Annotated in this window: 20 protein-coding genes, 2 pseudogenes and 1 riboswitch; of the genes and pseudogenes, 6 read left to right on the top strand and 16 right to left on the bottom strand. The window is 71.0% G+C overall.

Going from position 1 to position 22,663, the window contains the following annotated elements; all coding sequences use genetic code 11:
• Positions 1 to 133: 133 nt before the first annotated feature.
• The 5 genes from ACZ69Q_RS20550 to ACZ69Q_RS20530 form a co-directional block, all read right to left on the bottom strand.
• On the bottom strand, positions 134 to 1,087 hold the full coding sequence (locus ACZ69Q_RS20550; RefSeq protein ID WP_471043665.1) for an ROK family glucokinase: 954 nt from the start codon (positions 1,085 to 1,087) through the stop codon (positions 134 to 136).
• Positions 1,088 to 1,199: 112 nt separating this feature from the next.
• On the bottom strand, positions 1,200 to 1,706 hold the full coding sequence (locus tag ACZ69Q_RS20545; RefSeq protein WP_471043663.1) for a DUF5304 domain-containing protein: 507 nt from the start codon (positions 1,704 to 1,706) through the stop codon (positions 1,200 to 1,202).
• A 57-nt stretch (positions 1,707 to 1,763) separates the two neighbouring features.
• Positions 1,764 to 2,948 (bottom strand): ArsA family ATPase, encoded by a 1,185-nt coding sequence (locus ACZ69Q_RS20540; protein WP_471043661.1) that lies wholly within the window; start codon positions 2,946 to 2,948, stop codon positions 1,764 to 1,766.
• A gap of 69 nt (positions 2,949 to 3,017) precedes the next feature.
• Entirely contained in the window at positions 3,018 to 3,458 is a 441-nt protein-coding gene (locus ACZ69Q_RS20535) for an SRPBCC family protein (RefSeq protein ID WP_471043659.1), read from the bottom strand.
• 144 nt (positions 3,459 to 3,602) lie between these two features.
• On the bottom strand, positions 3,603 to 4,400 hold the full coding sequence (locus tag ACZ69Q_RS20530) for a metallophosphoesterase family protein (RefSeq protein WP_471043656.1): 798 nt from the start codon (positions 4,398 to 4,400) through the stop codon (positions 3,603 to 3,605).
• A 296-nt stretch (positions 4,401 to 4,696) separates the two neighbouring features.
• Between ACZ69Q_RS20530 and ACZ69Q_RS20525 the strand changes: the two genes are divergently transcribed.
• Entirely contained in the window at positions 4,697 to 6,493 is a 1,797-nt protein-coding gene (locus tag ACZ69Q_RS20525; RefSeq protein ID WP_471043655.1) for an AMP-dependent synthetase/ligase, read from the top strand.
• An 85-nt stretch (positions 6,494 to 6,578) separates the two neighbouring features.
• Here the strand turns inward: ACZ69Q_RS20525 and ACZ69Q_RS20520 are convergent, their stop codons facing one another.
• Positions 6,579 to 7,721: a glycosyltransferase family 4 protein gene (locus tag ACZ69Q_RS20520; RefSeq protein WP_471043653.1), complete on the bottom strand. Its 1,143-nt coding sequence runs from the start codon at positions 7,719 to 7,721 to the stop codon at positions 6,579 to 6,581.
• Positions 7,722 to 7,841: 120 nt separating this feature from the next.
• Here ACZ69Q_RS20520 and ACZ69Q_RS20515 point away from each other — a divergent pair, with 120 nt between their 5' ends.
• A complete protein-coding gene (locus ACZ69Q_RS20515) occupies positions 7,842 to 9,077 on the top strand; it encodes a glycosyltransferase 87 family protein (RefSeq protein WP_471043651.1) in 1,236 nt (411 codons plus the stop codon).
• Positions 9,078 to 9,132: 55 nt separating this feature from the next.
• On the opposite strand, the gene ACZ69Q_RS20510 is transcribed toward ACZ69Q_RS20515, so the two are convergent.
• From ACZ69Q_RS20510 to ACZ69Q_RS20490, 5 genes are all read right to left on the bottom strand, one after another.
• Complete coding sequence (locus tag ACZ69Q_RS20510) at positions 9,133 to 10,326, bottom strand: hypothetical protein (protein ID WP_471043649.1); 1,194 nt, start codon at positions 10,324 to 10,326, stop codon at positions 9,133 to 9,135.
• 32 nt (positions 10,327 to 10,358) lie between these two features.
• Complete coding sequence (locus ACZ69Q_RS20505) at positions 10,359 to 11,372, bottom strand: C40 family peptidase (protein WP_471043647.1); 1,014 nt, start codon at positions 11,370 to 11,372, stop codon at positions 10,359 to 10,361.
• A 226-nt stretch (positions 11,373 to 11,598) separates the two neighbouring features.
• A complete protein-coding gene (locus ACZ69Q_RS20500; RefSeq protein WP_471043741.1) occupies positions 11,599 to 12,630 on the bottom strand; it encodes a C40 family peptidase in 1,032 nt (343 codons plus the stop codon).
• A gap of 211 nt (positions 12,631 to 12,841) precedes the next feature.
• On the bottom strand, positions 12,842 to 14,185 hold the full coding sequence (locus tag ACZ69Q_RS20495) for an NYN domain-containing protein (RefSeq protein ID WP_471043645.1): 1,344 nt from the start codon (positions 14,183 to 14,185) through the stop codon (positions 12,842 to 12,844).
• A gap of 39 nt (positions 14,186 to 14,224) precedes the next feature.
• Positions 14,225 to 14,464: a hypothetical protein gene (locus ACZ69Q_RS20490; protein WP_471043643.1), complete on the bottom strand. Its 240-nt coding sequence runs from the start codon at positions 14,462 to 14,464 to the stop codon at positions 14,225 to 14,227.
• Positions 14,465 to 14,628: 164 nt separating this feature from the next.
• Here ACZ69Q_RS20490 and ACZ69Q_RS20485 point away from each other — a divergent pair, with 164 nt between their 5' ends.
• From ACZ69Q_RS20485 to ACZ69Q_RS20470, 4 genes and pseudogenes are all read left to right on the top strand, one after another.
• Entirely contained in the window at positions 14,629 to 15,390 is a 762-nt protein-coding gene (locus ACZ69Q_RS20485; RefSeq protein WP_471043640.1) for a rhomboid family intramembrane serine protease, read from the top strand.
• Positions 15,387 to 15,668, top strand: a complete 282-nt coding sequence (locus ACZ69Q_RS20480) for an Lrp/AsnC family transcriptional regulator (RefSeq protein ID WP_269642305.1) — start codon at positions 15,387 to 15,389, stop codon at positions 15,666 to 15,668. Before ACZ69Q_RS20485 ends, ACZ69Q_RS20480 begins: the two co-directional genes overlap by 4 nt.
• Positions 15,669 to 15,749: 81 nt before the next feature.
• Positions 15,750 to 16,054: pseudogene (locus ACZ69Q_RS20475) on the top strand (small secreted hydrophilic protein).
• A gap of 69 nt (positions 16,055 to 16,123) precedes the next feature.
• Positions 16,124 to 16,285: pseudogene (locus ACZ69Q_RS20470) on the top strand (glycerate kinase); the annotation flags it as partial.
• On the opposite strand, the gene ACZ69Q_RS20465 reads toward ACZ69Q_RS20470, so the two are convergent.
• The 5 genes from ACZ69Q_RS20465 to qcrC all read right to left on the bottom strand — a co-directional run bounded on the left by ACZ69Q_RS20465 (position 16,240) and on the right by qcrC (position 22,626).
• Positions 16,240 to 17,607: an aminotransferase class V-fold PLP-dependent enzyme gene (locus tag ACZ69Q_RS20465; RefSeq protein ID WP_471043637.1), complete on the bottom strand. Its 1,368-nt coding sequence runs from the start codon at positions 17,605 to 17,607 to the stop codon at positions 16,240 to 16,242. The pseudogene ACZ69Q_RS20470 and the gene ACZ69Q_RS20465 sit on opposite strands and share 46 nt — an antisense overlap.
• A 129-nt stretch (positions 17,608 to 17,736) precedes the next feature.
• A riboswitch (SAM riboswitch) is annotated at positions 17,737 to 17,853 on the bottom strand.
• Between the two features lie 75 nt (positions 17,854 to 17,928).
• The gene (trpD, locus tag ACZ69Q_RS20460) at positions 17,929 to 18,993 is read right to left on the bottom strand and encodes an anthranilate phosphoribosyltransferase (RefSeq protein ID WP_471043635.1); all 1,065 of its coding nucleotides are present in this window, start codon (positions 18,991 to 18,993) and stop codon (positions 17,929 to 17,931) included.
• A 140-nt stretch (positions 18,994 to 19,133) separates the two neighbouring features.
• Positions 19,134 to 20,771, bottom strand: coding sequence for a cytochrome bc1 complex cytochrome b subunit (qcrB, locus tag ACZ69Q_RS20455; protein WP_471043633.1), 1,638 nt, complete (start codon positions 20,769 to 20,771; stop codon positions 19,134 to 19,136).
• Entirely contained in the window at positions 20,768 to 21,817 is a 1,050-nt protein-coding gene (gene qcrA, locus ACZ69Q_RS20450) for a cytochrome bc1 complex Rieske iron-sulfur subunit (protein WP_471043630.1), read from the bottom strand. The genes qcrB and qcrA overlap by 4 nt, the downstream gene beginning before the upstream one ends.
• Positions 21,814 to 22,626 carry a cytochrome bc1 complex diheme cytochrome c subunit gene (gene qcrC, locus ACZ69Q_RS20445; protein WP_471043627.1) on the bottom strand — a complete coding sequence of 271 codons (813 nt, stop codon included), beginning with the start codon at positions 22,624 to 22,626 and terminating at the stop codon, positions 21,814 to 21,816. The genes qcrA and qcrC overlap by 4 nt, the downstream gene beginning before the upstream one ends.
• Between the last annotated feature and the right edge of the window lie 37 nt (positions 22,627 to 22,663).

The raw sequence follows: 22,663 nt of genomic DNA, 5'->3' as shown, positions 1-22,663 counted from the left end.
CCGGGACGGGGGTGGGTGCGCCCAAGAGGTCGGGGCGCGGGGTTGCGTGCGCGACTGACGGTCGTCCGTGGCTTGTCGCGCAGTTCCCCGCGCCCCTGGGTCGGCACAGTGGGCGCACCCCGATAAGCGTCCGCTACATGACCGGGTCCGGCTCGCGGGCCAGGTCCGCCGCGCCCACCAGGCCCGCGTCGTTGCCGAGTTGGGCGGCGATGACGTCGGCGACCGGGCGCCAGTTGCCGCCCACCAGCCAGCGCTTGTAGGACTTGCGGATGGGGTCGAGGACCAGTTCGCCCTCGTCCGAGAGGCCGCCGCCGACGATGAAGGCGGACGGGTCGAACAGGGAGGCCAGGTCGGCGAGGCCGGCACCGGCCCAGCGGGCGAGCTCGCGGTAGGAGTCGACGGCGACCGGGTCGCCCTGGCGGGCGGCCATGGAGATGTGCTTGCCCTCGATGCCCTCGGGGCTGCCGTCGCCGAGGCCCAGCAGGATCTCGGCGTTCTCCGGGGTGGCGTTGGCGCGCTGCTTGGCGTATCTGACGAGGGCACGTCCGGAGGCGTACTGCTCCCAGCAGCCCTGCGAGCCGCAGCCGCACAGCAGGCCGTCCGGCACCATGCGGATGTGGCCGAACTCGGCGGCCACGCCGTAGTGCCCGCGGCGCAGCTTGTTGCCGATGATGATGCCGCCGCCGAGGCCGGTGCCCAGGGTGATGCAGATGACGTTGCGGTGGCCCTTGCCGGCGCCGAACTTGTACTCGCCCCATGCGGCCGCGTTGGCGTCGTTCTCCACGACGACCGGGAGGCCGACGCGGGCCTCGACCTTCTCCTTCAGCGGCTCGTTGCGCCAGTCGATGTTCGGCGCGAAGTAGACCTCGGAGCGCTGGCGGTTGACATAACCTGCCGCACCGATGCCCACGCCGACGATCTCGTGCCCGGCCCGTGCTCCCTCGACGGCGGAGGCAATGGCGTCCACGATCCCGTCGGGCGTGCCCGGGGTCGGCACCTTGTGGGTCGAGAGGATGTTGCCTTCCTCGTCGACCACACCGGCCGCGATCTTGGTGCCGCCGATGTCGACGCCGATGGTGAGTCCCATGAATCCCTCAGTTTCGGTCGAGCCCCGCTACGGCCAACCGTACCCGAGGCCCTCCCTCCGAGTGCCCGGCGTCCGCCGGGCGGACCGGGCCCGGAGAGGGAGTCGTGCTCCGTCAGTCCAGGTCGATCCGCTGGCCGGGGCCGGTGCCCTCGCCCGGGTCTCGCTTGTCGTCGTCGAGATCGTCCAGCTCCTGGGTGTCCTTCGGACGGCTCGTCCAGCGCTGTTCCTGGTTCTGCACCGCGGAGCGGTAGGCGGCGAGGAGTTCGTTGCCGGCCGCGGCCAGGTGGTCGAAGACGTCCGGGTTGCGGTCGATGACGGGCTCGACGGCGGCCTTCGCCTGCTCCACGACCTGCTTGACCACCTGCTGGGCGGCGGGTCCGGCGACCGCGCCGAGCAGCGGCGACTGGATGGTCGACAGCTTGTCCGCGACGGCGTCGACGAGCTTGCGCAGTTCCTCGGCGGCCGAGCCCGGCGGCGGGCCGTGCTGGGCGCGGCGGCGGGCCTTCTCCGCCGCGAGGTCCTCGGCGCACGCCGTCGCCCAGGCGTCGGCGTCGGTCGCCCGTGCCTCGTCGACGGCCTCGGGCTCGGCGGCGTCGGACGGGGGGAGCTCTTCGCTCATGACGGACTCCTGACTACGGTTCGTCTCTCCGACGTTACCCGAACGGGCGTATCTGCTTCACCGGGACCGTGGCCACAGGTCCGGATCCGGCACGAACCGGATCTGCAGCTCGCCGTCGCGCAGGCCGGCCCCCTCCACGGTGCACCGGCGCAGGGCCGACGGCAGGGGCGCGATGCGCCGGAACTGCCCGGCGGTGACGACGAGTTCGTCGTCGCGCCGGATGAGGTCGAGTTCGTCGCGGACGGCGCCGGGCAGCGGGATGTGCCAGACGAAGACCCGGCTGCCGCCGTCCTCGGCGAGCCGTTCGGTGACGGGCCACTCGACGGTGGACGACGTGCCGTTGACGGCGGGCGTCGCGAGCTCCGCGAGGTCCTCGGCGCCACGGGGGTCGCGCCCGAGGTGGGCGACGCCGTGGACGTCGTACGTCTCCCCCCACTCCTCCAGGACCTTGCGCTGCTGGGCGACGGGCCCGGCGAGCCAGCTACCGGCCGCGGCCTCCGACTCCGGCAGGACGCGGTTGGCGATCACCAGGTCGGGGCGCAGTCCGCGCAGGGCGAGGGCGAGGCCGGCGGCGCGCACGGCGTCGGCGCCGCCCTGGCCGGGTTCGGCGACCAGCCGTACGACGGTGTCGCGGTCGGCGAGGACCGCCTCCACTGCGGCGAGCTCGACGTCCCAGCGGGCGGTGGTCTCGTACAGCCACTCCGCGGGCATCGGCACTCCGGCCAGCCGTCCGAGGACGGGCCGCAGTGCCCGGGCGGCCTGGCGCTCGGGCGGGAGCAGGCGGCGCAGATAGCGGCGCAGTTCCTCGGGCAGGGAGAGCAGGGCGAGGGCGTGCGGGGTGGCGGGCAGGTCGACGACGAGCAGGTCGTGGGCCTCGGCGAGGGCGGCGTCCCGCAGCGCCCGCAGCAGCGCGAGTTCCTCGGCGCCGGGGAGGGGGGTGACCTCCTCCGGGTCGAGCCGGGAGGCGCCGAGGAGGTCGAGGGCGGTGGTGGCGCGCTCCTGGAAGGCGGCGAGGTCGTCCCGGAATCCGGTGGCGGCGTCGGGGCGCCAGGCGGTGAGACCGGGCGCGACCTGGGTGGGGGCCGCCGCGGTGCGCACGCCGAGTGCCGCGCCCAGGGTGTCGGTGCGGTCGGCGCTCAGGACGAGGGTGCGGGTGCCCTCACGGGCGGCGGCGAGCGCGGTGGCGGCGGCGACGGTGGTACGGCCGCTGCCGCCGGGGCCCGTGATCAGGATGGTGCGCATGGGGGTGAACCGTAACGGACGTCGAGGTTCAGGCTGGTTTCGCGTACCCCCACCTACCGCCGCGAACCCCTACTTCCCCGACTCCACCCGCTTCTTCAGCCCCGCCAGTGCCCGGTCGATGATGACCTTCTCGGCCTTGCGCTTGATCATCCCCAGCATCGGGATCTTGACGTCGACCGTGAGCTGGTAGGTGACCTCGGTGGAACCGGCGCCCGCCGGCTTGAGGATGTACGAACCGTCGAGGGAGCGCAGCATCTGGGACTTCACCAGCGTCCAGGACACCTCGTTCTCGCCGGTCCAGGTGTACCCGAGGACCTGGTCGTCCTTGATCGCGCCGGCGTCCATGACCAGGCGGACCTGCTCGGCGCGGCCCTCGTCGTCGGTCTTGAGGACCTCCGCCTCCTTCACCTCGCCGGTCCAGTCCGGGTAGCGGGCGAAGTCGGCGATCACCCCCATCACGTCGGCCGGTGCCGCCTCGATCGTGATGCTCGAGCTGGTGTGTTCCGCCATCGCCGTGGCTCCTCCAGATGCGGGCCGGTAGGAAAACGTGGTGCGCACGCGTGCGCAGCGTGAAGGCTACCGCGCGCCCGACCGGCCGACTTCACCCCCACCTGCGCGATCGTCGCGGAAAGCGCCCACCGCCGCCGAATTCACTCACCATTCCAGCGCCCATGGCTTTCCGGAGGCCGCGAAGTGCCCCACGTTCACGCACTCCGTGGCCCCGATCCGCATCCGCCCCGCGAGCGGCTGATGGACGTGTCCGAAGAGGGAGTAACGGGGACGGGTACGGCGGATCGCCGCCAGCAGCGCCTTGCTCCCCCGCTCGAAGCGCCGGGCCACCGTGTCGTAGACGAGCTCCGGGACCTCCGGCGGAATGTGGGTGCACAGCACGTCCACCTCACCGACGGCCTCGATCTTGGCCGCGTACTCCTCGTCGCTGATCTCGTACGGCGTGCGCATCGGGGTGCGCAGGCCGCCGCCGACGAAGCCGAAGGTCCAGCCGCCGATCTCGACCCGCTGCCCGTCCAGCACCGTCGTGCCGGGCCCGGCGTACTCCGCCCACAGGGGCGGCATGTCGACATTGCCGTAGGTGGCGTACGTCGGTGTGGGGAACGCCGCGAACAGCTCGGCGTACTGCTTGCGCACCGCCTTCTCGATCGCAGCGCCCCGGTCGGCGCCGATCCCGGCCCACAGCCGCGCCCCGAAATCCCGTGCCTCCTCGAAGCGCCGGGCGGTGCGCAGTTCCACGATGCGGTCGGCGTTCTCCACTCCGAACAGGTCGGGGAAGATGCCGCGCGAGTGGTCGGCGTAGTCCAGGAACAGCACCAGGTCACCCAGGCAGATCAGGGCGTCCGCGCCCTCGCCGGCCACGGCCAGGTCGCGGGCGTTGCCGTGCACATCGCTGACCACATGAACGCGGGTCCTGGTGTTTCCCGTCGGTGTCGGTGCCATGGCGATCAAGGGTAGGCGTGTGCGGCATACGTGAACAGTGGCGACCGAAGCGATGGTTACTGGCCAGTCGTCAGAGCGCTCGACTACTGTGCGCGCAGAAACACCAATCCGTGTGACGCAGCGAACATCTCGCCTGGACCCCCTGTCGAAGAAGCCATACCGGCGGGTAACGTCCGGTCGGTCCAGTCGTGCTCTGGATTTCAACATGTGAATCCATGAGCACTTGCCCGAGCCTTGGACCGCACCGTCGCATCACACAACGTCGTGGCGCCGGCGCCCTATGAGGAGCAGCAGTCTTGCGCGAGTTCAGCCTTCCGGCTTTGTACGAGGTCCCTGCGGACGGCAATCTCACCGACATCGTCCGCAGAAACGCCGCGCAGCACCCGGACGTGGCCGTCATCGCCCGCAAGGTGGGCGGTGCCTGGCAGGACGTTACGGCCACCACGTTCCTCGCGGAGGTGCGCGCGGCAGCGAAGGGGCTCATCGCCTCCGGCGTCCAGCCGGGCGACCGGGTGGGCCTGATGTCCCGTACCCGTTACGAGTGGACGCTGCTCGACTTCGCGATCTGGTCCGCGGGCGCGGTCACCGTGCCGGTGTACGAGACCAGCTCGCCGGAGCAGATCCAGTGGATCCTCTCCGACTCGGGCGCCACCGCCTGCGTCGTCGAGCTGGACGGCCACACCGCCGCCGTGGAGTCGGTACGCGACCGGCTGCCCGCGCTGAAGCACGTGTGGCAGATCGAGGCCGGCGGCGTCGAGGAGCTGGGCCGGCTCGGCCAGGACATCAGCGACGCGACCGTCGAGGAGCGCAGCTCGCTGGCGAAGGCCGACGACGCGGCGACGATCGTGTACACCTCCGGCACCACCGGCCGCCCCAAGGGCTGTGTGCTGACCCACCGCAGCTTCTTCGCGGAGTGCGGCAACATCGTCGAGCGGCTGCGGCCCCTGTTCCGCACCGGCGAGTGCTCGGTGCTGCTCTTCCTGCCGCTGGCGCACGTCTTCGGCCGACTGGTGCAGGTCGCCCCGATGATGGCGCCGATCAAGCTGGGCACCGTCCCGGACATCAAGAACCTCACCGACGAGCTGGCCTCGTTCCGCCCGACGCTGATCCTGGGCGTGCCGCGCGTCTTCGAGAAGGTCTACAACTCGGCGCGCGCCAAGGCGCAGGCCGACGGCAAGGGCAAGATCTTCGACAAGGCCGCCGACACGGCGATCGCCTACAGCAAGGCGCTGGACACCCCGTCCGGCCCGCCCGTCGGTCTGAAGATCAAGCACAAGGTCTTCGACAAGCTGGTCTACAGCAAGCTGCGCGCGGTGCTCGGCGGCAAGGGCGAGTACGCCATCTCCGGCGGCGCCCCGCTGGGCGAGCGGCTCGGGCACTTCTTCCGCGGCATCGGCTTCACGGTCCTGGAGGGCTACGGCCTGACCGAGTCCTGTGCGGCGACCGCGTTCAACCCCTGGGACCGGCAGAAGATCGGCACGGTCGGTCAGCCGCTGCCGGGTTCCGTGGTGCGCATCGCGGACGACGGGGAGGTGCTGCTGCACGGCGAGCACCTGTTCAAGGAGTACTGGAACAACCCGGGCGCGACCGAGGAGGCGCTGGCCGACGGCTGGTTCCACACCGGTGACATCGGCACCCTCGACGAGGACGGCTACCTCCGGATCACCGGCCGCAAGAAGGAGATCATCGTCACCGCGGGCGGCAAGAACGTCGCCCCGGCCGTGATCGAGGACCGTATCCGGGCGCACGCGCTGGTCGCGGAGTGCATGGTGGTCGGCGACGGACGGCCGTTCGTGGGCGCGCTGGTCACCATCGACGAGGAGTTCCTCGAGCGCTGGTGCGCCGACCACGGCAAGCCCGCGGGCTCCACCGCGGCGACGCTGCGCGAGGACGCCGACCTGCTGGCCGCGATCCAGTCGGCGATCGACGACGGCAACGCCGCGGTGTCGAAGGCGGAGTCGGTGCGCAAGTTCCGCATCCTGCCGGCCCAGTTCACCGAGGACTCGGGCCATCTGACGCCGTCGCTGAAGCTGAAGCGCAACGTCGTGGCCAAGGACTACTCGGACGAGATCGAAGCGATCTACCAGAAGTAGCCGAGGGGGGCCGCGGAACTGCGGTGTCGACCGCGGGTCTTCCGTGGTCGAGCGCGCAGTTCCCCGTGCCCCTGAGGGCGTTGCACTACAGCAGCGTCTGCAGCCTCTGCGCCAAGAGGTCCCACCGCCACTTCTCCTCGACCCACTCCCGGCCACGCTCCCCCATCCGGGCGCGGAGTTCGGCGTCGCCCAGGAGCGTGATGATGCGCTCGGCGGCTTCCTGCGGGGAGCCGCCCCGCACCACCCAGCCGGTCTCCCCGTCGAGCACGGCGTCCGGCGCCCCGCCCGAGTCACCGGCGACGACCGGCAGTCCCGTCGCCGAAGCCTCCAGGTAGACGATCCCGAGCCCCTCGACGTCCAGGCCGCCCCGGCGGGTGCGGCACGGCATCGCGAAGACGTCGCCGGCGCCGTAGTGCGCGGGCAGCTCGGACCAGGGCACCGGGCCGGTGAAGTGGACCGAGCCGGCCACGCCCGTGTCATGGGCGAGCCTGCGCAGGTCCTTCTCGTACGGCCCGCCCCCGACGATCAGCAGGACGGCCTCCGGCTCGGCGGCCAGGATCCGCGGCATCGCCTGGATCAGGGTGTCCTGTCCCTTGCGCCGCACCAGCCGGGACACGCACACCACGACCGGCCGGTCCGTCAGCCCCAGTCGCGCCCGCACCTCGTCGCCGCCCGACCCGGGATGGAAGGTCTTCTCGTCGACCCCCGGCGGGAGCTGCGCCATCCGCGAGACGGCCTCGGGCGTCAGGGCGGTCGCGATCCGCGAGCGCGTGTACTCGCCGAGGTAGGTGATCGTGTCCGTCGCCTCCCCGATCCGCCCCAGCAACTGCCGGGCCGCGGGAAGCTGGGCCCACCCCGCCTCATGGCCGTGGGTCGTGGCCACCAGCCGCTCGGCGCCCGCCTTCCGCAGCGCCGGCGCCATCAGGCCGAGCGGTGCCGCGGCCCCGAACCACACCGACGTACAGCCGTGCTCGCGCAGCAGCCCGACCGCCCGCCGGGTCGCCCCGGGCGTCGGCAGCAGCATCGTCGTACGGTCCCGTACGACCGTGAAGGGCTGCTCGGCGTCGAAGGCGGCCGTGGCCTCGGCTCCCTCGCGGCCCCGCTTCCAGGTCGAGGCGTAGACGACGAGGCGCTCCGGGTCGAGCCGCAGCGCCATGTTGTGCAGGAAGGCCTGGATGCCGCCGGGGCGGGGCGGGAAGTCGTTCGTCACGATCAGGGTCTTGTGCATCGCCGCCGACCTTATCGAAGCAGCCGTTCACAGCCGGGCCCGGCCACGTTGGTGGCCCGCACACAGCCGGACACGACATCATGTTCCACTCGAGGCGGAAATCGAACGGCAGGGGAATCGGTGGACACGATGGGCACGCGGCGGTCCCTGGCGTGGCTTCTCGGCGTCTGGGGCCTGACCAGGGTCGTCCTGCTGCTCTTCGTGTTCAAGGTGTTCGTCTTCCCGGGCCCGGACGTCACCAGCGACGTCTCGGTCATCTACCACGGCTGGTACGAGGTGCTGCGCACCGGCACCTTCCCGCTGAACGACGTCACCTGGCAGTACCCGCCCGCCGGGGCCCTCGCCGTACTCTCCCCCGCGCTGGCCTTCTGGCTGGACTATCCGTCGGCGTTCTTCGTCCTTGCGTTCACCGCCGACCTGGCCGTCCTGCTGCTCCTGCTGTACGGCGGCCTGCGCCCGGGCCGCACCGTGCGCGGGACCTGGGTGTGGGTGGCGGGCGTACCGCTGCTCGGACCGACCGTGTACGCGCGCTACGACGTGATGGTCACCGCCGTCGCCGTGGCCGCGCTGCTCGCGGGCGCCCGCCGGCCGCGGCTGATGGGCGCCCTGACGGCCTTCGGGGCGATGCTGAAGGTGTGGCCGGTGCTGCTGCTGGTCGCGGCCCGCAGACGCGACGCCTGGGCCTGGGCCGCGCTGACCGCCGGCGCCCTGGCGGCGGTGTTCGCGCTCGCCATGCCGGGCGCCTTCGCCTTCCTGACCTTCCAGCGCGACCGCGGCACCGAGGTGGAGTCGCTGGGCGCGCTGGTCTTCCACGTGGCCCGGCAGTACGGCTGGGACGGCCAGGTGCTGCTGAACTACGGCTCGGTGGAGTTCCTCGGCCCGTACGTCGACGTCGTCAGCACGGCCGCCCTGGTGCTGAGCGGGCTGGCCTTCGGCTGGCTGCTGCTGTGGCGGCTGAAGGCGCGGCGGTTCGAGGCGCACACGCTCGCCGAGGCGGCCTTCGTGGCGGTGCTGATGTTCACGACGACGAGCCGGGTGATCAGCCCGCAGTACATGGTGTGGCTGGTCGGCCTCGCGGCCGTGTGCCTGTGTTTCCGCGAGAGCCGGATGCGGCTCCCGGTCACCCTGGTCCTCGCGGCGTGCCTCGCCACGGTCCTGGAGTTCCCGGTCTGGTTCTCGCACGTCGTCGCCAGCGACGGCCTCGGCGTCGCCCTTCTGTTCCTGCGCAACGGACTGCTGGTCCTCGCCACCGTCCTCGCCGCCCGCGTGCTCTGGCGCTCGACGGTCACCCGCACCGCCTCCGTCGCCGTCCCGGCACAGCCCGCCCGCCCCAGGGAAACGTCCCTGCCCTCCTGAGCCCCGGCCCGCCGCACGGCGGCCCTCAGGCCCCGCCCGCCGCGGATGACGGCCCTCAGCCGAGCTGTGCCCGCAGATAGTCCCCCCACTGGACCGTGAAGTCCTCCAGCGAGGTCCCGAGCACGTCCTTCAGCGCACCCTCGACCGCCCCGGCCCGCCGCTCGTGGCCGCCCACCGCGCGGTAGAACTCGGCGAGCCTGACCTCGCCCCAGCGGTCCGCGATCATGCGGCAGGCCATCCAGCCGCCCTCGTAGGCCCGGGCCAGTTCGGTCGCGTCGCCGGCGAAGCCGAAGTCCGCGTCCAGGGGGAGGCTCTCGGGCACCCGGCCCTCGGCCACCGCGCGTCGCAGTTCGGGGGCCGCCCGGGACGGGGAGCTGCCGCTGCCGAGGTAGCCGATCCAGTCGGCGTAGCCCTCGGAGAGCCACAGCGGGGTGGCGGGGGTGGTGTGGGCGCGGGTGGCCACGTGCGTGGTCTCGTGGGTGAGGACGACCTGCTTGCCGGTGTCGCCGAGGACGCCGTACGCGTCGGGGTTGAGGATGATCCGGTCGGCGGGAGCGCCGGCCGGGGCGCCGGTCTCACCGGTGGTGACCGCGGCGATCCCGCGGTAGGAGGACGCGGGCGCGCCCAGCAGACCCGCCATGTCGGTCAGCGACCCCGGCACCAGTACGACGACGTGCCGGGCCCAGCTCGTGCCCCATGCCTGCGACACGGCCGGCACCGCGTGGTCGGCCAGCCGCGCGTACGACCGAAGCTGCGCGGCGGACTGCCCGACACCCAGGACGAGGCTGTCCTCGCCGCGTACGACCCCGACCTCGCCCTGGTCCCAGAGCTGCTCGGCGGAGCCCTTCGCGGGCCGGTCGGACTCTACGTACCAGCGGCCCTCGGCGTGAAGAACAAGGCGCAGGGTGCGGCCGGCCCGGACGGGAGCCCGGTCGTAGCCCTTGACGCGATAGCGGAGCTCGGCGTCGGCGACGGCGGTGTCGCCGGTGCGGCGCAGGCCGGTCAGCCGGTACGACCAGTCGGCGAGGGGCACCGCGCGCAGATCGCCGAACCAGCCCCGCGCGCCGGTGCGCAGATAGGCGGCCTCGTCATGGTCGAGGATCGCGCCGGCCCGCCGGTCCAGGAGGCTCTGCACCTCGGCCCGGGCGCTGTCGGTCGCGGGCCGCCCGCCGCAGCCCACCAGTGCGGCGAGCAACAGGCAGACGGCGACGACGACTCGCGTTCCCGACGCCCGCCTTCGACCAGCCACTTCCCGATCGTACGGCGGCGGGGGCGCGGAGGTCAGACCCTGGTGACCGTCGCCCCGGGGATCATGCCCACCGGGTCGTAGCGCACGGGTGCGCCGGGGTAGGGCGCGTGGACCACCTGGCCGTTGCCCATGTACATCCCGACATGGCTGGCGTCGGAGCGGTAGGTGACGACGTCGCCCGGCTGCGCCTCGGAGAGCGGGACCTGCCGGCCGGCGTACCGCTGGCCCTGCGAGGTGCGCGGCAGGGAGACGCCGGCCTGGGCGTACGACCACTGGATCAGGCCCGAACAGTCGAAGCCGGAGGGCCCGTTGGCGCCCCAGATGTACGGCTTGCCCACCGCGGACTGGGCGGCGGCGACCGCGGCCGCGGCACGGCCCGAGGCCGGGACGAGGCTGCCGAAGTCGGGCATGTCCATCCGGCCGGAGCGCGAGGCCCGGTCGTAGGCGGCGCGGTCGCTCTCCGTCAGGGAGTTGAGGAGCCTGCGGGCCTCGGCGAGCTTGCGCTCGACGGTCCGCTTGTGGCCGGCGACGGCCGTGCGGCTCTTCTCCAGCTCGACGAGCTTGCCGGCCGCCTCGGCGCGCTCCTGGGCGAGGACGCGCATGGCGTCCTGGAGCTCTTTCAGCTCACCGGCCTGGTGGGCGCTGATGCGGGCGAGCGCGGCGGCCTTGTCGAGGTAGTCCTCGGGGTCGTCGGAGAGCAGCAGGGCGAGGGACGGGTCGAGTCCGCCGGAGCGGTACTGGGCGCCGGCCAGCGAACCGAGCACGTCCCGCTTGGAGTTGATGTCCTCCTGCTGCCGGGCGATCCGGTCCTGGGCCCGGCCCACCTGCTCGCGGAGTTGGTCGGCGCGCTCGTCGGCCTTGTTGTAGGCCTCGGTGGCCTTCTCTGCCTCCTCGTAGAGGCGGTCCACCTTGGCGCGGGTGTCGTCCTGTGGCGCGGCCGTGGCCGGTGTGACCCCGAGGGCCGCGGCGGCGGCCGACATGACGCAGAGCGCTGCGTTGGCGCCCCGGTCGAATCCGGGCGATGCAAGGCGACGATGGGACCCCACGGGAAGCCGCTCTCCTTCCGCTGGCGGACAGGACCGTTTCCCCGGCGTCGGGGAAACGCGGCAGACAGTAGCTCCGTGCGGGGGCGGCGACCAACGACCGCGGCGGACACGCAAAGTGACGCCCCGCCTCTGACGCAGGTCATGGGCGGGGCGCGGGGTCAGGCGGGGGTGCCGGAATTCGCTCGTTCGGGCGGCAAGCGGTGTTGATCTTGGCGGGTCGCCGGGGTCAGATGCGGACGCCGAACTGGAACGGCATGTTGTTGATCGACTCGTAGCGGACGACCGTGCCGCTGCGCGGGGCGTGGATGATCTGGCCGTTGCCGGCGTAGAGGCCGACGTGGTGCAGGTCGCCGTAGAAGATGACCAGGTCGCCGACCTTGAGTTCACTCATCGACAGGTGCGCGCCGGCGCTGGCCTGGGCCTGCGAGGTGCGGGGGATGGAGACACCGGCCTGGGCGTACGCCCAGGAGGTCAGGCCCGAGCAGTCGTAGGAGGCGGTTCCGGTGGCGCCGTAGACGTACGGCTTGCCGAGCTGGCTCTGGGCGGCCTGGAAGGCGGCCATGGCGCGGCCGGAGGCGGACCCGGTGTTGCCGAGGTCGACGCGGTCGGCGGCGGAGCGGCTGGCGCGGTCCTCCTGGGCGGCGAGGGCGGCCTTCTCGGCGGCCGTCAGGCTGTTGAGAAGCTTCTGGGCCTCGGCGAGCTTGCCCTGAACCTGCTTCTTCTTCTTGCCCAGTTCGGTGCGGGTGGAGGAGAGGTCCTTGAGCTTCTCGGCGGCCTCGGCGCGCTGCTGGGCGAGCTCGCGCTGCTTCTCCTGGACCTTCTTCAGCGACTCGACCTGCTGGGCGCTGAGCTGATCGGCGGTGGACGCCTTGTCCAGGTAGTCGTCCGGGTTCGACGACAGGAAGAGCTGGAGGGAGGAGTCGATGCTGCCCGTGCGGTACTGGGCGGCGGCGGCCAGACCCATGGAGTCGCGCAGCTCGTTCAGGTCTTCCTGACCGCGGGCCACGTTGTCCTGGATGGTGGAGATCTCCTTCTGGAGCTTCTCCTGCTTCTCCCTGGCCCCGTTGTACTTCTCGGTGGCCTGCTCGGCCTCCTCGTACAGCTTGTCGACCTTGGCCTTGACCTCGTCCTTGCTCGGCTTCTCGCTGGGGGCCGCGTTGGCCGCCTGCGAACTGATGGCCACGGCAGCAGCCGCCGCGGTGGTCAGCACGGTCACACGTGCTCGGCTCGGCTGCTTCGGTCGACGGTGGGACGCCACTGAGGTGAAACCCTTCTTGTGAGTGATCACCCGCTCGGAGGTTCGAGGCCAGACCCTAGTGACCCTCTTGTGATCAGATCAAATCCTCACAGGAAAAATCTCGTCACACACATCATTCTTTACACACAACTCACATGGTGTGATGCGCGGTTGACGCTACGTTGCGTGACGGTCCCGCCAATTCGGGCATTGCACCCGTACGTTGGCCGATTCAGGACAGTCGCTTCAGAAGCACCGCAGAAGCCACCGGACGCGCGCCGGCCTTGGCCACGCCGTCGGCGACCTCGCGGTCGGTGGAGGCGACGATGACCGGACGGCCGGGCGGCTCGGCGCGCACCAGTTGGCGGATCAGCTCGTCGGCGGTGACGCCCGGCTTGGAGAACAGCACCCGCACCCCGCGCGGCGGCGCGAGGAGCACCGGCGCGGCCAGCTCGGCCCCGTCGAAGACACAGGTCACCTCTGCGCCGGTCTGCGCGGCGAGCTGCGAGAGCTGGCCCAGCAGCCTCAGGCGCTGCTTCTCCAGCGGCATCTGGGGATAGCCGGTCTTGGTGACGTTGTAGCCGTCGACCACCAAGTGGGCCTGCGGCAGCGCGAGCAACTGGTCGAGGATCGCGGGGTCGTTTTCGGACAGGGCCCGCGCGGCGATGTCCTTCGGGGTCATTCGTCCCGGTTCGACCGCGTCCACGGTCTCGGCGGGGCGCACGGAGACCGGCGGCAACGCCAGCTCCCGGCGCAGCCCTTGGGCGGCGTCCAGCAGGGTGTCGAGGAGCAGCCGGACGCGCATGTCCTCGACGCTGCGCCCCTCGCGTGCCGCTCTGCGCGTGGCCTCCAGGGCGGCCTCGGCCTCTCCGAGCCGCGCCTTGAGCCGGCGGGTCTCGCTCTCGGCCGCGGAGACCTGCGCGTGCCCCTCGGCGCGCACGGTCTCGATCTCGCCCTGGACCTTGCGCAGGGCGGCCTCGCCGCGCTTGACGTCGCTGAGGGCGGAGCGCAGCTTACGGTGAAGCGATTCGGCTTCCTTCTTGGCCGCGTCCAGCTCGGTGCGCAGCCGCTCGGCCTCGTCCCGGGTGTGCTCCCGGGCGTGCGCCAGCTCCTCGCGCAGCCGCTCCAGCTCGGCGCGGGTCTCCTCGTCGGCGCGCTCGGCGTCGGCGCGCTGGGCCTCCTCGCCGGCCGCGGTGACCAGCTTGACCCAGCCGGTGGGCCGCAGAACATAGGCCGCGGCCGCCACGTCGAGCGGATCCGCGGCCGCAGGCGTCGAGCCTGAGTCGAGGGCACCGGTGAGCTCCGGCTGGGCCTCTCTGAGCTTCTCGCCGATGCGCTGGCGGAAGAGCGGATCGGTCTCCAGCGCGGCGGCCATCGCGTTGCCCGCGAACTTGGCCCGCCGGTTCGGCGCGAATCTGGCGTACTGGCGCAACTGCGCGGGCAGTTCGCCGACGGTCAGCCCGCCGAAGCCGTCGGACACGATCTGTACGACCTTGCGCCGTACGCCGTCGGGCAGCGGACGGTCGAGCACCTCGGCGGCGCCGTCGCCCGGCCCCCCGCCTTGTGTCTCCACCATCCGTCACACCCCAATGTCTGTGCGGGGGGCCTGCTCCCGTCAGGAGCCGGCGCCCGGCCTGTCCACGAGTTCCACCTTGTCCACCGCGTTGCACCAGCGGCAGCGCACCGACTCGATCGTCTCACTGAGCACCTCGCGCTCCTCGACCTTCGGCTCGCCGGCCAGATCGAGGTGCATGTACTCCACGACCCTGGACGAACGCGTCACGTCGAAGCGCGTGAGGTTGCCACAGAGGGTGCAGCGCCACCGCGTCGTGCCGGTCGGCAGGGGAACCGTCATCGTGACTGCGCTCTTTTCCTGTAGGCCTTCTATTGTCGGCCACGCGCCGGACTCCGGTGCGTGTGGCTCGTAACCCTACGGCCTGGCGGGTACCCGTCGCCCGTCCGTCCACGGCGGCGAGGCGGTCTGTGCGAGTGCGTCCCGTTACGTCATGCTCTGTATTCATGATCGGCAACTGGAGCGTGGCGCATTTCCGGGCTCGGTTCGGCAGGGCCGCGGGAGGACCGGCCCTCGGGTCGCCGGCGCCGGTGACGTACGGGCTGATCACCCTGTGCTGCCTGCTCTTCCTGCTGAGCCCGGCGGCGGGGCTCAATCCGGCGCACGGCTCGGGCGAGGAGCTGATCGCCGCGCAGCGGGCCTATTTCCATCGCTGGGGCGTGGTGCCGGCGGAACTGTTCGAGGGCGCGCCCCGTGCCGCCCTCACCCCGGCGACGGCCCTGTTCGTGCACGGGAGCTGGGTGCACCTGCTCGGCAACATGCTCTTCCTCTACGTCTTCGGCGCGATGACCGAGGAACGGATGGGCCGCGTCCAGTTCACGCTGTTCTATCTCGGCTGCGGCTATCTGGCCCTGCTGGGCTACGCCGCCGCCAACGACGACTCCACCCAGTCCCTGGTCGGCGCGTCCGGGGCGATCTCGGCCGTCCTCGGCGCGTTCCTCTTCCTCTTCCCCGGAGCGCGGGTGACAAGCCTGCTGCCGTTCCTGCTCTTCCTGCCGCTGCGCTTCCCGGCCTGGGTGGTGCTGCCCTTCTGGGCGGCCCTTCAGTGGGTGGCGGCCGGGCGGGCGACGCAGGGGCCCGGGGTGGCGTATCTGGCGCACCTGGTGGGCTTCGGGCTGGGCTTCGGCTACGCGTGGGCCCGGTTCGGGCGGCCCACTAGAGTGAAAGCCGCCCCAGCTCCGGCCCCCGAGGGAGAGAACCAGCCGTGATCACCGCGATCGTCCTGATCAAGACCAGCGTGGACCGGATCCCCGAGATCGCAGAACGGATCGCCTCGCTGGAGAACGTGACCGAGGTCTTCTCCGTCACCGGCACCTACGACCTGATCGCCATGGTGCGGGTGAAGGAGCACGAGGAGCTGGCCGAGGTCATCCCCGGCCGGATCAGCAAGATCCCCGGAGTCGAGGGCACGGACACGCACGTGGCGTTCCGCACCTACTCCCAGCACGACATCGAGGCCGCCTTCGCCATCGGCCTGGATAGCTGACACCCCGGGCGCCGCTCAGGATGAAGAGTTCTTCGTCCTGGGCTCATCCTGGCCGCCGGGAGCCGTGGGCAGGATCGCCGTATGGCCTTCCCGCACCGGATCGCGGCCCTCGCTGCCGTCGTGGCGATCCCGCTGGGCATCGCCGCGACCATCTTCGCCCTCACCGACCGGCCGAAGTCGGCCGAGGTCCCGCCCCGGGTGGAGCTGGACAGCGCTCCGCCACGCCGACGCCCACCCGGCGTGCACCGACGCCGAGCGACGAGGTCGTCTCCCGCCCGCCGGTGACCGACAGCCCCGCGAGTGACGACGATGACGACGCCCCCGACACCTCGGACGACGACCGCGGCGAGCCCGGGGACGACGGCCGAGCACTCCGCGGGCCGTGACATGTGCGGTTCCGCGCACCTGGAGGGCGGCTGCGCCGCCTGTCGGGCGCGGCCGCGAGGAGCGGTGCCGGCATCCCGCCCGCGCCGATGGCCCTGGCGGGGGCCCTGGTGCGGGCCTTAGAACTCCTCACCGACGCGACCGAACGCGCCCTGCGGATGATCCTGCCGGGCGCCCGGCTACCGGCTCACGCGGAGGTGTCCGGCACGCAACGGCCGTCCTCGGTGCGGTAGTTCCACTTCGCGCCGTCCGTCACGAGCTCCTTCACCGCGTTCACGAACCGCTCGACGTGTTCGTCCGGCGTACCGGCCCCGAAGCTGACCCGGATGGCGTTGAGGGACTTCTCGCCGGGCGCCGCCTCCGGGGCGCCGCACTCGCCCTGGGCCTGCGGGTCGCTGCCGAGCAGCGTGCGGACCAGCGGGTGGGCGCAGAACAGCCCGTCGCGGACGCCGATGCCGTATTCGGCGGAGAGGGCGGCGGCGAAGTGGGAGCTGTTCCAGCCCGCGACGACGAAGGAGATCACACCGACGCGCGGCGCGTCGTCGCCGAAGAGGGAGAGGACCCGGACCTCGGGCACCTCGGCGAGACCGGCCCGCACCTTCTCGATCAGGTACTGCTCACGGGCGACCAGGTCGTCGAAACCGGCCTCGGTGAGCGCCTTGCAGGCGGAGGCGATGGAGTAGGCGCCGATGACGTTCGGGGAGCCGGCCTCGTGCCGGGCGGCGCTGTCGTGCCACTCGACATCGACACCGCCGTCCTCACGCCGCGACACCTTGCGGCTGGCGCCGCCGCCCGCGAGGTACGGCTCCGCCGCGCGCAGCCAGTCGGAGCGGCCGGCCAGGACTCCGGAGCCGAAGGGGGCGTACAGCTTGTGGCCGGAGAAGGCGACCCAGTCGACGTCCAGGTCACGGACGCTCACCGCGTGGTGCGGGGCGAGCTGGGCGGCGTCCAGGACGATCCGGGCGCCATGGGCGTGCGCGGCGGCGGCCAGCTCGCGCACCGGCCACAGCTCGCCGGTCACGTTCGAGGCGCCGGTGACGCAGACCAGGGCCGGGCCGTACGGGTCGCGCTCGGCGAGGGCGCGCTCCAGGGTCTCGACGGCCTCGCGGTGGGTGCGCGGGGCGTTGAGGTAGGTGACGCGGGCGTCGCGCCAGGGCAGCAGGGAGGCGTGGTGCTCGGTCTCGAAGACGAAGACCTGGCAGTCGGCCGGCAGGGCGGCGGCGAGCAGGTTCAGCGAGTCGGTGGTGGAGCGGGTGAACACGACCTGGTCGCCGTCCCGGCAGTCCAGGAACTCGGCGACCGTCCGGCGGGCGTTCTCGAACAGGTCGGTGGAGAGCTGGGAGAGGTAGCCGGCACCGCGGTGGACGCTGCCGTAGTACGGCGCGTAGGCGGCCACGTCGTCCCAGACACGCTGGAGGGCGGGGGCGCTGGCGGCGTAGTCGAGCGCGGCGTAGACGACCTCGTCGCCGGTGACGAGCGGGACGGTGACATCTCGGCCCAGAACGGGCAGCGGGGCACAAATGCTCTGGACGGAGGCAGCGGTGGAGACAGACATGACGGAACTCCCGTGAGAGGAAAGAAGAAAGTGAAAGTGGGTGCGCGGAGGCGGGGCTCGGCGGCCCTATCGCATTCGCTTGCTCACGGAAGACTCCCTCGAACGACCAGGACCCCTGGTTTCGAGAGGGGCCCGCGCTTGCCGTAGACCTCGCTGCCTACGGCCTGGTCTTCACCCGGGGCACCCCGCCACGGACGGAGGGTTGCCGGACAGTCGGCCGGGGCCTCATGACTGTCACTCATGACCTGGTACAGGAACGTACGTGAAATGATCGTCGTCCCGCAACCCGTGTCCGGATCGCGGGACGACATCGGGCACTTGCTAGGCGTTGCTCGCCGCGACCCACCGCTCCAGCGTCCGCTTCGCGGACCCGGAGTCGATCGACTCCGCCGCCTTCGCCATGCCGGCGCGGATCTGTTCCGTCAGCGGCCCGTCGCCGGGCTCCAGCGCCACCAGCGCCGCCGCGGAGTTCAGCAGTACGGCGTCGCGCACCGGCCCCGTCTCGCCGTCCAGCAGGCGGCGGGCGACCTCGGCGTTGTAGGACGCGTCGGCGCCGCGCAGCGCCTCCACGGGCACCAGCTCGATGCCGACGTCACGCGGGTCGAAGGCCTCTTCGGTCACCTTGCCGTCGCGCACGACCCACACCCGCGAGGTGGCGGTGGTCGTCAGCTCGTCGAGGCCGTCGTCGCCGCGGAACACCAGCGAGGAGTTGCCGCGCTCGGCGAAGACGCCGGCGACGATCGGCGCCATGCGCGGGTCGGCCACACCGACCGCCTGGGCCTTCACCTTCGCCGGGTTGGTCAGCGGACCGAGCACGTTGAAGGTCGTGCGGATGCCCAACTGCCCGCGCGCCGCGGCCACATGGCGCAGCGACGGATGGAACTTCACCGCGAAGCAGAAGGTGATCCCGGCGTCCTCGGCGACCCGCGCCACCCGCCCGACGGGCAGCTCCAGATTGACGCCGAGCTTCTCCAGCACGTCCGAGGCGCCCGACGCCGACGACGCGGCACGGTTGCCGTGCTTGACGACCTTCGCGCCGGTGCCGGCGATGACGATCGCCGACATCGTGGAGATGTTGACGGTCTTCGCACCGTCGCCGCCCGTGCCGACGATGTCGACGGTCGGCCCCGGCACCTCGATCACGTTCGCGTGCGCGTACATCGTCCTGACGAGCCCGGTGATCTCCTGCACCGTCTCGCCCTTGGCCCGCAGCGCCACCACGAACCCGGCGATCTGCGCGTCCGTCGCCTCGCCGCGCATGATCAGGTCCATCGCCCACGCGGTGTCGTCGGCGGACAGGTCCCGGCCGTCCAGCAGGCCGTTCAGCAGCAGGGGCCAGGAGCGGCCCGCCGCGGTGTCGCCTCCAGCGGGGGTCACAGCGCTCATAAGCCGCTCCAGGTTCAGGCGTCCCGCACTACGGGACACGAGTCTCAACGAGTCCACCCTATCCAGCCCCGGGACACGGAGAAGGGCCCCGTCCGAAGATCGGACGGGGCCCTTCTGCCGTGGCGTGGCGTGCGCAGCGATCAGTGGTGGCCGTGGCCGCTCGTGATCTCCTTGTACTCCTCGACCGTCGGCTTGGCGATCTGGCCGTCCTCGCCGAAGTAGGACCGGCTGAGCTTGGCGCGGAGCTTCTGGGAGCCCTTCACCTTGCGCTCGACGCCGTTCTCGTCGACCGTCGGGCCGATCTCGGCCGGCTTGTACTGCTCGTGCGCGGTGAGCGTGTACAGCGCGTCCTGGCTGAGCGGCTCGTGGACCTCGATGAACTCACCGTGCGGCAGGCGCTTGATGATGCCCGACTCGCGGCCGTGCAGCACCTTGTCCTTGTCCCGGCGCTGGAGGCCGAGGCAGATGCGCTTGGTGACGATGAACGCGAGGACCGGTCCGACGAAGAAGCTGATCCGGACGAACCAGGTGACCGCGTTGATCGACAGGTGGAAGTGGGTGGCCCACAGGTCGTTGCCACCACCGACCAGGCCGATCATGTACACCGTGACCCAGGCGACGCCGAACGCGGTACGCGTCGGGGCGTTGCGCGGGCGGTCCAGGATGTGGTGCTCGCGCTTGTCGCCGGTGACCCAGGACTCGATGAACGGGTAGAGCGCGATCGCACCCAGGACCAGACCGAAGAGCACCAGCGGGATGAACACGCCGAGGACCAGCGTGTGACCCCAGAAGTTGACCTCCCAGCCCGGCATGTACCGGACCAGACCCTCGGCGAAGCCCATGTACCAGTCGGGCTGGGCGCCCGTGGACACCATGTCCGGCCGGTAGGGGCCGATGGCCCACACCGGGTTGATCTGCGCGATCGCCGCGATCACCGCGATGACACCGAAGACCAGGAAGAAGAAGCCTCCGGCCTTGGCCATGTAGACCGGCAGCAGCGGCATGCCGACGACGTTCTTGTTCGTCTTTCCGGGGCCCGCGAACTGCGTGTGCTTGTGGTAGAAGACCAGGATCAGGTGGCCGACCACCAGGCCGAGCATGATGCCCGGCAGCAGCAGGATGTGGATCGAGTAGAAGCGGGCCACGAAGTCGACGCCCGGGAACTCGCCGCCGAAGAGGAAGAACGAGATGTACGTGCCGACGATCGGCATGGACAGGATCGCGCCCTCGGTGAAGCGGACACCGGTGCCGGAGAGCAGGTCGTCCGGGAGCGAGTAGCCGGTGAAACCGGTGAACATGCCCAGGACGAACAGCAGGAAGCCGAACAGCCAGTTGATCTCACGCGGCTTGCGGAACGCGCCCGTGAAGAACACGCGCATCATGTGCACGAACATGCCCGCGAGGAAGATCAGCGCGGCCCAGTGGTGGATCTGCCGGATGAGCAGACCACCGCGCACGTCGAAGGAGATGTGCAGCGTGGAGCTGAACGCCTCCGACATGAGCTGCCCCTGGAGCGGGACGTAGGAGCCGTGGTACTCCACCTCGTTCATCGACGGGTGGAAGAACAGCGTCAGATACACACCCGTGAGGATGATGATGATGAAGCTGTAGAGGCAGACCTCACCCAACATGAACGACCAGTGGTCGGGGAAGATCTTGCGCATGTTGGCCTTGGCCAGGGAGTAGATCCCGAGCCGGCCGTCGGCCCAGTCGGCGACGCGCTCGCCGGCCGGTGCCTTCCCGCGAGAGCGGGACTCGTTGTTCTCGTTGGTGCTCATCCGCGCTCCCAGAATGCAGGACCGACGGGCTCTTCGAAGTCGCCGAGCGCCTCGAGGTAGCCCTCGTCGTTCACACCGATGCGCAACTGCGGCAAGGGGTGACCGGCCGGGCCGAAGATGACCTTGGCACCGTCGGAGAGGTCGAAGGTGGACTGGTGGCAGGGGCAGAGCGCGTGGTGCGTCTGCTGCTCGTACAGGGAGATCGGGCAACCGACGTGGGTGCAGATCTTCGAGTACGCGACGATGCCCTGGTAGGACCAGTCGAGTTCCTGCTTGTCCTTGATGTCGTCCGGCTGGAGCCGGATGATCATCAGGGCCGCCTTGGCGATCTCGTTCTGGAAGTCGTGGTCGTGCTCCTCGAGGCCCTCCGGCTTGGCGAAGGTGAGGGAGCCGACCGCGACGTCCGCGGGACGCAGCGGCTCGTTGGTGTTCATGTTGACGAGCAGCTTGCCCTTGGACCACAGGGTGTGGCGCAGCTTGGTCCCGGGCAGCGGGCCGAGGTCACGCAGCAGGACGACGCCGGAGAGCGGGAACAGCGCCAGCGCACCGAACATCGTGTTGCGGATCAGCTTGCGCCGGCCCAGCGCCGACTCCTTGGCGCCCTGCTTGAAGTCGGCCATGACCTTGGCCTTGACCTCGGGCTCCGCCGCGATCGCGTGCCGGTCGTCGGCGACCTCTTCGTCGGACATCAGGGTGCGGGCCCAGTGGACCGCGCCCGCGCCGATGCAGAACAGCGCCGCACCGAGGGTCAGACCCAGCGCGAAGTTCAGCGCGTTGAGGTGACCGATCGGGAAGACGAAGATCGACTTGTCGTGCGGGATCGTCACGTACGAGGCGATGAAGCCCACGGTGGCGAGCATCGAGACCGTGAACAGCAGGGCGACCGTGCGCTCGGACCGCTTGGCGGCCCGCTCGTCGATGTCCTGGATCCGGTGCTCGTGGGGCGGCAGTCCGGGGTCGGCGAAGGGGTTCTTCTCGTCCGCTACCGCGACGGTGGCGTCCTGCTCAGCAGGCAGGTTCTCTTCTGGAATGTCTTGGCTACTCATGACTTCTTGGCCTTTGCGGTCCGAGCGGCGACCCAGATGGCGACCGCGATCAGGGCACCGAGACCGAAGATCCAGGAGAAGAGGCCCTCACTGACCGGCCCGAGGCCGCCCAGCTCCAGACCGCCCGGGTTGACCGTCTCGTCGCTGTTGACCGCGTGGAGGTACGCGATGATGTCCTTCTTGTTCTGCTCCGACAGGGTGGTGTCGGGGAAGGACGGCATGTTCTGCGGGCCGGTCTGCATGGCCTCGTAGATGTGCTTCGGGTCGACACCCTCGAGACTCGGGGCGAACTTGCCCTTCGTCAGCGCGCCGCCCTTGCCGGTGAAGTTGTGGCACTGGGCGCAGTTGTTGCGGAAGAGCTCACCGCCCTTGGCGATGTCGGCGCCTTCCGGGCCGTACTGCTCCTCGGTGGGGACGGACGGACCCGCGCCCAGAGAGGCGATGTACGCGGCGAGCTGGTCGATCTCGGCCTGCGAGTAGATGTTCTTCTTCGCCGGGACCTGGGCGCCCTGGGAGGTGGCGGCAGGCATACGGCCCGTCGACACCTGGAAGTCGACGGCGGCAGCGCCGACGCCCACCAGGCTCGGCCCGTCGGAGGTGCCCTGACCATCGGCTCCGTGGCAGCTAGCGCAGCCGACGGTGTAGAGCTTCTTGCCCTCCTCGATGGTGAGGGACTGGGCGGTTTCCTCGGCCTGCGCCTTGTCCGCGGGAGCGAACACGGCGTACAGCCCCCCCGTGCACGCCAGCGCGAGGAGTAGGACGACGACTGCCGCCAGCGGATGGCGTCGTCGTGCGGAGAGCTTTTTCACGGATTACCCCGGTGTCAGGATCTTCTGCGTCGATGCT

The organism is Streptomyces sp. NPDC036764 (assembly GCF_055609385.1).
The sequence above is the reverse complement of the archived record's forward strand: the minus strand, read 5'-3'. Positions and strand labels throughout refer to the sequence as shown.

Bases quoted from the DNA above. Each gene is read 5' to 3' on its own strand.
- ACZ69Q_RS20550 (WP_471043665.1), bottom strand. From the start codon at position 1,087: ATGGGACTCACCATCGGCGTCGACATCGGCGGCACCAAGATCGCGGCC.
- ACZ69Q_RS20545 (WP_471043663.1), bottom strand. From the start codon at position 1,706: ATGAGCGAAGAGCTCCCCCCGTCCGACGCCGCCGAGCCCGAGGCCGTC.
- ACZ69Q_RS20540 (WP_471043661.1), bottom strand. From the start codon at position 2,948: ATGCGCACCATCCTGATCACGGGCCCCGGCGGCAGCGGCCGTACCACC.
- ACZ69Q_RS20535 (WP_471043659.1), bottom strand. From the start codon at position 3,458: ATGGCGGAACACACCAGCTCGAGCATCACGATCGAGGCGGCACCGGCC.
- ACZ69Q_RS20530 (WP_471043656.1), bottom strand. From the start codon at position 4,400: ATGGCACCGACACCGACGGGAAACACCAGGACCCGCGTTCATGTGGTC.
- ACZ69Q_RS20520 (WP_471043653.1), bottom strand. From the start codon at position 7,721: ATGCACAAGACCCTGATCGTGACGAACGACTTCCCGCCCCGCCCCGGC.
- ACZ69Q_RS20495 (WP_471043645.1), bottom strand. From the start codon at position 14,185: ATGGTGGAGACACAAGGCGGGGGGCCGGGCGACGGCGCCGCCGAGGTG.
- ACZ69Q_RS20490 (WP_471043643.1), bottom strand. From the start codon at position 14,464: ATGACGGTTCCCCTGCCGACCGGCACGACGCGGTGGCGCTGCACCCTC.
- ACZ69Q_RS20485 (WP_471043640.1), top strand. From the start codon at position 14,629: ATGATCGGCAACTGGAGCGTGGCGCATTTCCGGGCTCGGTTCGGCAGG.
- ACZ69Q_RS20465 (WP_471043637.1), bottom strand. From the start codon at position 17,607: ATGTCTGTCTCCACCGCTGCCTCCGTCCAGAGCATTTGTGCCCCGCTG.
- trpD (WP_471043635.1), bottom strand. From the start codon at position 18,993: ATGAGCGCTGTGACCCCCGCTGGAGGCGACACCGCGGCGGGCCGCTCC.
- qcrB (WP_471043633.1), bottom strand. From the start codon at position 20,771: ATGAGCACCAACGAGAACAACGAGTCCCGCTCTCGCGGGAAGGCACCG.
- qcrA (WP_471043630.1), bottom strand. From the start codon at position 21,817: ATGAGTAGCCAAGACATTCCAGAAGAGAACCTGCCTGCTGAGCAGGAC.